This is a genomic window from Nitrospiraceae bacterium, from assembly GCA_020632595.1.
GTDB lineage: Bacteria > Nitrospirota > Nitrospiria > Nitrospirales > UBA8639 > Nitrospira_E.
In genome coordinates this window covers 1-3,435 of sequence record JACKFF010000042.1, presented here as the reverse complement: position 1 = coordinate 3,435, position 3,435 = coordinate 1, and the positions used below count along the sequence as shown (strand labels likewise).

General features: G+C 49.7%; 2 protein-coding genes and 3 pseudogenes. 1 reads left to right on the top strand and 4 read right to left on the bottom strand.

The genetic code is table 11. The features are described 5' to 3' along the window. The 3 genes and pseudogenes from H6750_21575 to H6750_21565 all read right to left on the bottom strand — a co-directional run. On the bottom strand, positions 1-250 hold a 250-nt coding region (locus H6750_21575; GenBank protein ID MCB9776899.1), incomplete at its 3' end, for a transposase. Between the two features lie 60 nt (positions 251-310). Beyond that, positions 311-538, bottom strand: a pseudogene (locus tag H6750_21570) (helix-turn-helix domain-containing protein). A 107-nt stretch (positions 539-645) separates the two neighbouring features. Then, on the bottom strand, positions 646-1,719 hold the full coding sequence (locus tag H6750_21565; GenBank protein ID MCB9776898.1) for a glycosyltransferase family 4 protein: 1,074 nt from the start codon (positions 1,717-1,719) through the stop codon (positions 646-648). Between the two features lie 1,135 nt (positions 1,720-2,854). Here H6750_21565 and H6750_21560 point away from each other — a divergent pair. After that, positions 2,855-3,176: pseudogene (locus tag H6750_21560) on the top strand (transposase). A gap of 50 nt (positions 3,177-3,226) precedes the next feature. Here the strand turns inward: H6750_21560 and H6750_21555 are convergent. Continuing rightward, positions 3,227-3,340: pseudogene (locus H6750_21555) on the bottom strand (transposase). Between the last annotated feature and the right edge of the window lie 95 nt (positions 3,341-3,435).

The window sequence follows — 3,435 nt, the reverse complement described above, 5'->3', positions numbered from 1 at the left end:
TTAAAAAATCCCGCTCTCGGGTGACGAGGGCCAATTCGCGTTTGAGACGAGCCACTTCTTGGTCATGAGGCGTCCCAGTTCCGGGAAAGGCTTTCGAGCCTCGCTGCTTCGCCTCCCGACACCACCGGCCCAACATGGCTGCATTAAGGCCCAAATCCCTCGCCACATGGGTGATGGCTCCTCCCGCCTGCCGGGTCAGTTGGATCGCTTCCTGCTTAAACTCCTGACTGTACGTTCTCCGTTTCTCCATGACACACCTCCTCGCCTAGTATGCGACTTTTTAGATGTGTCCGTAAATTCGGGGGAAGACCACCAAGGTTTCTTCAACCTTAGGAGCCACTCGATTCTTCAGAATCGGCTTCCGTCGAGCAATCTCTTCCAAGGCAGCTTCGCCGCCGGTCTCGTAGAGTTCTTTAAACCGATAAAAGCTGTCTCGACTGTAGCCTATCATCTGACAGGCTTTCGAGACGTTGCCCAATTGCTTGCCCAGCTCTAACAACCCTACTTTCGTCTTGATGATCTTTTGTTCCGTGGTCATCTTCAGTCGTCCTTTCTCCGAGTCTCCCGGGTTCAAAGGACTCTCGCTGACTGTCAGATTAAATCCTAGCACTTACATTTCATGCCCTGTCGGAATCAGAAGCAAACCTATCCAATCGCTGATTCAAACATTCGTATGACCGCACCTTCACTGTGATACTTTTGAATATGCTGTCTTCCTTTGGCACCCATTTCATCTCGAGTCTGTGGGGAGGCCATAAGCTTCTTAATTTCCATCACCATTTGATCCATTTTGTTCGTTACTACCCCAAGCCCATATCGACAAATCACCGCATCAGGATCAATCGATAAACTTACCACAGGAGTCCCGCTTCCCCACGCTTCAAGGAAGGTATTCGGAAACCCTTCTCCATCTGCAGTCGATAGCAGAAGATTTGCCTCGGCAATAATTTTTTGGGTCTTGATTGGTGGCACTTTTCCCAGATATGTCACATTTGGCAAGACGTTCAATACATTAATAATTTTCTTTCCATAATCTTCAGATACTTGAAATGTGCTTGACCCACCGCAAACAATAAAATGTACTTTGGGCATTTGTTTCGCAATTTCAATCAACAAATCTGCCCGTTTTGGCCGGCGAAGCGTTCCTACCCAGGCAATATACCCCTTACGTTCGGCATGCGGTGGACCAGGAAGAAGTTCACCCGCACAGCTGGAAACAACATGAGCCTTTTTTTTAAATGCTGGCACTAATCTGATCAACTGACCATGGTGTTGGACGAAAATTTTATCGGCACGAAAAAGACCCCAGGCAAATAACGGCCACCATCTCCGTCTGCGAAACATGGCGCAGGAAGGTTCCACATCGGTATCGAATGCCGCGGCAAATATGGTCCGTACTCCCGCCAGTTTCGCAATCTCAACGGCAGGTCCCCATAAATGATCGGCGGCTCTCCAATACCACCAGTCCGGTTTCTCGGAGCAAAGCAATCTATAGCAACTCCATAAAAATTGACCGGCGCCAATGCCGACAAACTTTACACCCTCAATTTCATCACATTCTTGGGCCTGCAATCCCTCCCGCACTCCAATCGTGACAGACCAACCCGCTTTCACAAGGGCCTGCGCTAGCAGCCATTGTTGACGTTCAGCACCACCGATTCTTTGAGGATTCCCCAACGCATATTCATAGGTTGGGGCATTCACAATAACAAGTTTCATATCGAAATCTATCAATTCATCCCACGTCAATAAAATAAAAGGATTCCCTAGGAATCACCTGCTATTACGATAACGTTCATTCTGCCTCTTCAGTCAACGGAAATAGGAAACTGAAAAATATCCCTATGTTCCTCCCGGCACTCCAAGGCGGTTTCCACGGCCAGTTTCCATGGGCAACCAACCACTCGGAAAAAGGCACGTCGAACCCCTGATTGGTCCAACTTCAGACGATGGGAGACAATAGGCACTTGCGTGATGGTTCAATAGTGCCATCAGTTTTCCATCGACGAATTTACAATCGGCTGAAAGATAAAGCACTCGATCCGTGATTGTTTCCTCGATATGGGCCACGCTCACCTCCAAAGATGCCAGCATACTAGCCCTGTCCATTTTCACCAACAAATTTTCGGTCAAATACTTTTCCAAATTGACCCCTATCAGCAAATCGGCGTGGGGAACTCACTGGATTCGGTCGGCTCGGTTTTGCAAAAAAAATCGACCCACTCGCAGCATGTTATGATAAGCGAGATCCATCAGTTGACGAAATTTCTTGGGGAACATCCGGAAATCTCAGATCCCGGCCAGTGACCAGGAGTGGAGGGCCTATAGTGCAAAAATCCTTCAATAGAGGGATTGTATCCCTTTGGGTCTCCCTGGAACAGCCAGGAATATCCTATCCAGTTGCGGGCTGAAAGGGCAGACATTCCTAGGTCTCATGCCTTGCACATAATTAGTGATAGCCATCAAAGACAGAAGTGGACCTCGATTTTTGGACAGCTGGGCAAGTGAAATTTCTGCGTGTCATCATGCGACCTGCTCCACGGGTACAGCTCCAAAATACACGGCATCGGGTGTCTGTCGATTTAACGTTGATGTCTCCGCTCAGTATTATAGAACCTGAAATAGGCCGTCAAGCCAGCCCGCAGTGCCGCTGGCGTCTCATACGCCATCAATTACACATCTTCATATCTTCACGCTGCCCACAGTCGTTCGACAACGACATTATCGACCCACCCCTTGCCCGTCCATGCTGATCATCACGTGATGCGCTTTGAGCACCGCCGTGAACGCTTCACTAGGTCCTGTCGACATTTAGCGAAATTTGAGCGAGAATCTCCTCAACAAGGAGGTTCTCATGGATTACGCAAAGGCCTTACGAGAGGATCAGTGGGATCGCATTAAAGATTCCCTGCCTGGCAAAGCCAGCGATATAGGCCGCACGGGCGACAATCGGCGCTTTCTCGAGGCGGTAATGTGGATCGGGCGGACGGGGGCGCCTTGGCGTTCCCTGCCTCGCGAGTATGGCCCCTGGTCTGGCGTTCACCAGGTGGGCCAAAGCGGGGATTGGGCAAATGATTTTCAATACCCTGGCGGTGGACGCCGACACGGAGTGGCTCATGCTTGATACAACCATTCTTCGTGCCTATCAGCACGCCACGGGGTATAGTGGACTCCAATGTCAAGACAGGAAATGAAGACAAATAAGATGGCCTATACCTACGTGTTTTCATGAATGTGGGTGGTGATAGATTTCCGCCGGGGTTCGGTACGCATGAGCCTGATGCGGCCGCTGTTCATTGTAAAAGCCGAAATAGGCGGTCAAGCCTCGGACCAATTCTGGCCCGGTGGGGGGCCTGTAAGATTAAGTGTGTAACTGGTTATCATCACTGTTTCATTAACGAAGGAGGGGTTGATGACCAAGAAAAGTACGAAAAC